9 protein-coding genes and 2 pseudogenes are annotated in these 5,689 nt (G+C 43.8%); 7 read left to right on the forward strand and 4 right to left on the reverse strand.

Going from position 1 to position 5,689, the window contains the following annotated elements; genetic code table 11:
- The 3 genes and pseudogenes from LC586_RS39295 to LC586_RS39305 form a co-directional block, all read left to right on the forward strand.
- A pseudogene (locus LC586_RS39295) lies at window positions 1–116 on the forward strand (IS630 family transposase); the annotation flags it as partial.
- Between the two features lie 42 nt (window positions 117–158).
- On the forward strand, window positions 159–323 hold the full coding sequence (locus LC586_RS39300) for a PEP-CTERM sorting domain-containing protein (protein WP_229491201.1): 165 nt from the start codon (window positions 159–161) through the stop codon (window positions 321–323).
- 226 nt (window positions 324–549) lie between these two features.
- Window positions 550–2,139: an alkaline phosphatase D family protein gene (locus LC586_RS39305; RefSeq protein ID WP_229491202.1), complete on the forward strand. Its 1,590-nt coding sequence runs from the start codon at window positions 550–552 to the stop codon at window positions 2,137–2,139.
- A gap of 248 nt (window positions 2,140–2,387) precedes the next feature.
- Here the strand turns inward: LC586_RS39305 and LC586_RS39310 are convergent, their stop codons facing one another.
- Window positions 2,388–2,591 (reverse strand): hypothetical protein, encoded by a 204-nt coding sequence (locus LC586_RS39310; protein WP_229491203.1) that lies wholly within the window; start codon window positions 2,589–2,591, stop codon window positions 2,388–2,390.
- A gap of 313 nt (window positions 2,592–2,904) precedes the next feature.
- Here LC586_RS39310 and LC586_RS39315 point away from each other — a divergent pair, with 313 nt between their 5' ends.
- Both LC586_RS39315 and LC586_RS39320 read left to right on the forward strand, forming a co-directional pair.
- Entirely contained in the window at window positions 2,905–3,084 is a 180-nt protein-coding gene (locus LC586_RS39315) for a CAB/ELIP/HLIP family chlorophyll-binding protein (protein ID WP_012407782.1), read from the forward strand.
- A gap of 174 nt (window positions 3,085–3,258) precedes the next feature.
- Complete coding sequence (locus LC586_RS39320) at window positions 3,259–3,582, forward strand: hypothetical protein (RefSeq protein WP_229491204.1); 324 nt, start codon at window positions 3,259–3,261, stop codon at window positions 3,580–3,582.
- A gap of 262 nt (window positions 3,583–3,844) precedes the next feature.
- On the opposite strand, the gene LC586_RS39325 is transcribed toward LC586_RS39320, so the two are convergent.
- Complete coding sequence (locus LC586_RS39325) at window positions 3,845–4,108, reverse strand: hypothetical protein (RefSeq protein WP_100902524.1); 264 nt, start codon at window positions 4,106–4,108, stop codon at window positions 3,845–3,847.
- A gap of 21 nt (window positions 4,109–4,129) precedes the next feature.
- On the opposite strand from LC586_RS39325, the gene LC586_RS39330 reads away from it, so the two are divergent.
- Window positions 4,130–4,393 (forward strand): DUF2214 family protein, encoded by a 264-nt coding sequence (locus LC586_RS39330; protein WP_229491205.1) that lies wholly within the window; start codon window positions 4,130–4,132, stop codon window positions 4,391–4,393.
- Between the two features lie 123 nt (window positions 4,394–4,516).
- Here the strand turns inward: LC586_RS39330 and LC586_RS39335 are convergent, their stop codons facing one another.
- Complete coding sequence (locus LC586_RS39335; protein ID WP_229491206.1) at window positions 4,517–4,672, reverse strand: hypothetical protein; 156 nt, start codon at window positions 4,670–4,672, stop codon at window positions 4,517–4,519.
- Window positions 4,673–4,710: 38 nt separating this feature from the next.
- Between LC586_RS39335 and LC586_RS39340 the strand changes: the two genes are divergently transcribed.
- Window positions 4,711–5,352, forward strand: coding sequence for a glutathione S-transferase family protein (locus LC586_RS39340; RefSeq protein WP_229491207.1), 642 nt, complete (start codon window positions 4,711–4,713; stop codon window positions 5,350–5,352).
- A gap of 222 nt (window positions 5,353–5,574) precedes the next feature.
- On the opposite strand, the pseudogene LC586_RS39345 reads toward LC586_RS39340, so the two are convergent.
- A pseudogene (locus tag LC586_RS39345) lies at window positions 5,575–5,689 on the reverse strand (IS630 family transposase); the annotation flags it as partial.

Below are 5,689 nucleotides of genomic sequence, written 5' to 3' on the forward strand. Positions count from 1 at the left end.
ATTTTTTTTGTCATTCTTTCTCTGTAGTCAAGGCATTATTTGAGTTAGCAATCAATGGTCAAATTTTTGACTTTCCTAAGCTCAATGAGTACGGTAATTTCTCACGAATGATTTAGGACTGCTATAGTTCTATTAGTTACGAAATCATCGGTGAGGATTTGACAATTTTCTCTAGAACTTCTCCAGATGCTGAACCCATATCTGGTAGAGTTTCGTATACACAAGTACCTGAACCTACACCTTTAGTTGGCGCTCTTTTTGCTTGTAGCCTTGGCTGGATGATGAAGAGAAAGGTTGCATCAATGAAAAAGGTTAAAGTCTAGCCTTGGTTAAGTTGATATTAACGCTTTCTTTGCCAAGGATTAATCTCTTATTAGTAGGCTTTGATGTAGCAAAACAACATCTAACACAATGATACTAAGATAAAAATTGGGAATTAAAACCTGATTTTGGTAAGGGAATTATTTACGAAGTTTGTCTACGATTACCCTGCCTTCTTCGTGTTAGCTGTTGCTGTGCTTTAACTTACCTGTTATCCAGGAGTAGAGAATGGTAGATTACCGGAATTTTGAGCAGTTCCTGCACAGTCGAATGAAACGACGCAACTTAATTATCGGGGCAGGAGCATTGTCTGGTTTAGCGATCGCTAACCAATTTTCTCCTCAAAGAGCAATCGCCACAAGCAGATTTTCCAATTATCCTTTCACTTTGGGTGTAGCATCGGGTGAACCATATCCTACCAGTGTAGTGATCTGGACTCGTCTCGCTCCTGAACCCTTAAACGGAGGTGGAATGCCACCTGTAAATGTGCCAATTCGCTGGGAAGTAGCAACTGATCCCGATATGAGGCGTATTGTCTCCAGAGGTACGGTACTGGCAACCCCAGAACTAGCTCATTCAGTACGAGTTGTGGTAGAAGGGCTGCAATCTGATACTTGGTACTGGTATCGGTTTCTTGTCGGCCAAGATGCTAGCCCCATAGGTCGCACTCGTACAGCGCCTTTAGCAAATAGTTACTTAAGTAAATTTAACTTTGCCCTTGTTTCTTGTCAGCACTATGAGCAGGGGTACTATACTGCCTACAAATATCTGGCCAAAGAAGACCTCAGCCTAGTAGTGCATGTTGGCGATTACATCTACGAAGGGGGAATCACAGAAGATCGCCCTAGAAAACACGATGGTTCAGAAATTTTTACTTTAGAAGATTACCGCAACCGTCACGCCCTCTATAAAACCGATACTAACCTGCAAGCAGCTCATGCAGCCTTTCCCTGGATTGTCACCTGGGATGACCATGAAGTAGAAAACAACTACGCCAACGACATCTCCCAAGTTGATACTGAACCAGATCAAGACCGAGCAATTTTCCTGCAACGACGGGCTGTTGCTTATCAAGCTTACTACGAACACATGCCACTGCGCCCCTTCTCGCGTCCCGTTGGCCCCGATATGCAACTTTACCGTCGGCTCTCCTTTGGCAACTTAGCTACCTTCCATGTCCTAGATACCCGCCAATACCGCACCGATCAGCCCTGTGATGATGGTACTAAAGAACGTTGCCCGGAAAATTTAGATCCGAATGCAACTATTACCGGTAAGGCGCAGGAGAATTGGTTATTTGATGGTTTAAATAGTTCACAGTCCAAGTGGAATGTTTTGGCGCAGCAGGTTCCGATTGCTCAAAGAGATATGACACCAGGAGAAGGCGGAACTTACAGCATGGATAAATGGGATGGTTATGTGGCTTCGCGCGATCGCCTCATGGCTTTCCTCGGACAGCGCCAGCCCTCTAATCCAGTATCCTTGGCAGGTGATGTGCATTCCCACTGGGCGATGAACCTGAAGGCTAACTTTGATAACCCAGAATCCGCCACAGTTGGTAGTGAATTCGTCTGTTCCTCAATTAGCTCCGGTGGCGATGGAGCAGATACTAATCCCACCGTTGAAGCTTACTTACCAGATAACCCACACATTAAGTTTTTCAACGGTCAACGGGGATATGTTCGCTGTGCGCTGACTCCTACAACTTGGAAGACAGATTATCTAGTTATGTCAAACGTCACAACCCCATCTGGCACCATTAGTAAACGGGCTTCATTTGTGGTTGAAGATGGTCGTCCAGAAATACAACAAGCTTAATCGTCTAATTCCCAGGTATTGAAACCAGACAATCACAGATATAAATAGATGAAGAGTGCTGAGTTCCGAGTGCTGAGTGCTGAGTCGAAAGACCGCCCACAAGGGGCGGGGTATCAACCTTCTCCTGATCAAAAGATTCCGCCCACAAGGAGCGGGGCTTTTACCAAGTACATCAGTACTGAGTCCTTTTTATTCACTCAGCACTCAGCACTCAGCACTCAGTACTGAGTCTTGTAAATCATCAATGTTTATCTGTTTCTATCTGTGTTTTCATTATCAGAAAATTGGCTTTTGTAAGTCAATGCTTTTTTGTGAGGTATACCCGTAAGGGCACGGCACTGCCGTGCCCCTACACCTTGCGATGTAATGTTGTACCGCATCTGAATGGGAACCGCTATACAGCCGCCATATTTTTCTAAGGCTTTGGAGAGAATCTTCTTGTCGCTGCTCAATAACTGCTGGAGTCCATTCAGATTGTTGTAAAACTTGGGTTGTCAAAACAAGGCTACTGACATAAAAGTTCAAGTACTACCTGAGTATAATATGATGCGATTTTCCCTAATCAAACGCAGTTTAACTCACTAATTACTGCGATCGCCATAAGGCTAAATTAGCTCCCACATAATCTGCTGCCAAGACATTAGTCAAGCAGTTTTTTGTTCAGATTTTCTTTATTCACTCAATGTTGCATTTTTTCAAACATCTGTTACATTACTTTACAGACAGTTACAACTGCTACAACACTTGAACTTTGGAGTTTTACTGATGACAGGTTTTAAGAATCCTGCGCCTATTGTTTCAGAAGATCCTAATGCTGTGCGTTTTGGCTTCACTCCTCAGAGTGAAAACTGGAACGGCCGTCTTGCAATGATTGGTTTTCTATCTGCCATTTTGATTGAAGCTTTTTCTGGTCAAGGCTTACTCCATTTCTGGGGCATCCTCTAAATTGATCATAGTAGGGGCGCACGCCTGTGGGCCCCTACTGTTCATATTCCATGCAAGTCATTCATTTCTAACCTATGGCAGTTGTTGGAATTGCTGCAAAATATCAGATTTTTCCGGTTGAGCGAAAATATAAGTGAATAATTACTTTACATCGAATATGTATAGCTAAAACTCATGGAAATACCTCAACGCGTATCAGTCCGCTACAAAGACGCGTCCTTCAACAGTAATGAAATCCGTTTGAGAATTTTTCGGCTTGGGTTACAAACATGGGAAGAACAAACCAAACCTAGAAAAACAGAGCTTTATCAGTTTATATCGTCTTGCTTGAAACAAGTTGACCGCCAAGATCGTTTTATGTTTTCTCTGCTGTTCATAGAATTAACAGACCTCATACGCAATTCTTCGCTGGAAAGGGGAACGAAAGAGGTTTTGATTAAAACAGCTTTTACGGAGTTTGCTTGTGCGATAACAGACTTTGAGGACGTTGGCAAGTAACATTGGTCATGAGGGTGCTGGTGTTGCGTAGGCGTAGCCTAACCCAGGCATCGCTCTGAAGTCACTTAACCTAATTAAGTAGGATATCTATAAGTAAGTAGCTTTCCCATCAGATTAGTTTTTTCGCTGAATGCGCGGATGCGTAGGTGTTCGGGAAGGGGTGACTACAAAAATTAAGTTACCGCCAGTCAACAAAGTAAAATCCCCACACTTGAGGCAGGGACTACAGGCTGACTCTAAGCTGCTATTAATACAAGGTAAACTAAGATACTTTCGGTTGCTGCCATAGGATGAGTTTCAATTCAGAGCAGTAGTAACCCCCACCACTAATTTCTCCTTCGTGGTCAGCTAGCCAATCATAAATTTGTGTAGCTTTTGCTAATGCCACTTTTTCTGATCGATACAGCCGAGGAGTAGGGCAGTAGGCTTGGCCATTGATGTGTATAGCTGCAATCTGCCAATAATCGCTCTCTGGTACAACTTCTAAAAACCCGTTACTGTAAGGCTGGATTATTCCTATGTTCATCTACAACCATCAAACTTTAAAATGAAGACCATAACAAAGTCGATACCAGCTAGTTCTTCGGAGTCAAAGCTGGAATCACCAGGGAATGCAGTAGCAACCCCTGTTAATGATTGTGGGTTCGTAGTCAATGAAAATCTGAATTATTGGTCACTTTTTGGCTTGATTCCGTTATTGGCAGCAATAATGGCAAGAGGAATACGCACAAATATAGTAGTCTGTCAAGCTAACTTTGCTGGAATAACGAACCGCAGAGGCACAGAGAAGCCAGTGCGCCCTTGCGGTTAAGAGACTTGTAGCAACTGGCGCAACACAGAGAGAAAGAGAGAAAGATTCTAAAACTTGGTTTACTAAGCATTGTTGACTTGACAGACCACTAGGCTAAATTACCGAAAAATTGGGTCTAATGCCTCACCCTAAAGAATTCAAAGGAGTCAAAATTGCCATTCCAGCGATCGCCACTTGATTCATCTGGAAACTGCCAATCGCTTGATCTACACTAAGACGCAAGACAAACCACCAGATAGATGAAGAGTGGGGGAACTGATGATAGGTTGAGATGAGCAAAAGCTCCTATCAACCCCGGAAGTGAAAAAGTAGCTATTATGATCGTTGTCCATCATCTCAACAACTCGCGATCGCAGCGTGTGCTATGGCTGCTTGAAGAATTAGGTATAGAATACGAGATTAAGTTCTACGAACGCGATGAAAAGACGATGCTGGCACCGACATTGCTGCGTGAAGTCCATCCGCTCGGCAAATCACCAGTAATCACAGATGCAGAAGAGACTGTTGCTGAGTCGGGTGCTATTATCGAATACATAGTGAGTCGCTACGGCAATGGTCGGCTAATCCCGCCATCCGGTACTAAGGAGCGTCTGCGCTATACCTATTGGCTGCATTACGCTGAAGGATCTGCAATGCCACCTCTAGTGATGAACCTCGTCTTCAACCGTTTTGGTACAGGAGACAGCAGCGTAAACGAAGGATTTATCGCACCCCAGATCAAGCTTCACTTTGACTACATAGAAGGTGAACTTGGTAAGAGTACGTGGTTTGTAGGCGAAGAATTTACTGCCGCCGATATCCAAATGAGCTTTCCTCTGGAAATAGTCGCTATGGAAGCTGAACTCATCTCAAGCCGACCAAAGATTAAGCAATTTATCGAGCGCATCCATGCACGACCTGCTTACGAACGCGCCCTTGAACGTGGAGGCAGATACGACTTCGCTAACAGCATTCAATAATTCTCCTACTCTAACAGTTCTTGATAAGAGGCAGGGGGCAGGGGAAAAGGTACAAAACTTGCCCCTTGTGGGCAAAAGCCCCTCTGCTCCCCTGCTTTTTCACATTGGGGAGACGTTCAGCAGATTGCAACAGGGGTGAGGTACAGATAATCGTAGGGGCACAACATGTTGTGCCCCTACCCGTGTACTTGATTTACCTGAAATACGCTGTATATAGCAGTCCTAAATCATTCGTGAGAAATTACCGTACTCATTGAGCTTAGGAAAGTCAAAAATTTGACCATTGATTGCTAACTCAAATAATGCCTTGACTACAGAGAAAGAATGACAAAAAAAA

The organism is Nostoc favosum CHAB5714 (assembly GCF_020829495.1).
GTDB lineage: Bacteria > Cyanobacteriota > Cyanobacteriia > Cyanobacteriales > Nostocaceae > Nostoc > Nostoc favosum.

Coding starts and splice junctions, on each gene's coding strand:
- LC586_RS39325 (WP_100902524.1), bottom strand. CDS start 4,108: ATGAACATAGGAATAATCCAGCCTTACAGTAACGGGTTTTTAGAAGTT.
- LC586_RS39315 (WP_012407782.1), top strand. CDS start 2,905: ATGACAGGTTTTAAGAATCCTGCGCCTATTGTTTCAGAAGATCCTAAT.
- LC586_RS39340 (WP_229491207.1), top strand. CDS start 4,711: ATGATCGTTGTCCATCATCTCAACAACTCGCGATCGCAGCGTGTGCTA.
- LC586_RS39320 (WP_229491204.1), top strand. CDS start 3,259: ATGGAAATACCTCAACGCGTATCAGTCCGCTACAAAGACGCGTCCTTC.
- LC586_RS39330 (WP_229491205.1), top strand. CDS start 4,130: ATGAAGACCATAACAAAGTCGATACCAGCTAGTTCTTCGGAGTCAAAG.
- LC586_RS39305 (WP_229491202.1), top strand. CDS start 550: ATGGTAGATTACCGGAATTTTGAGCAGTTCCTGCACAGTCGAATGAAA.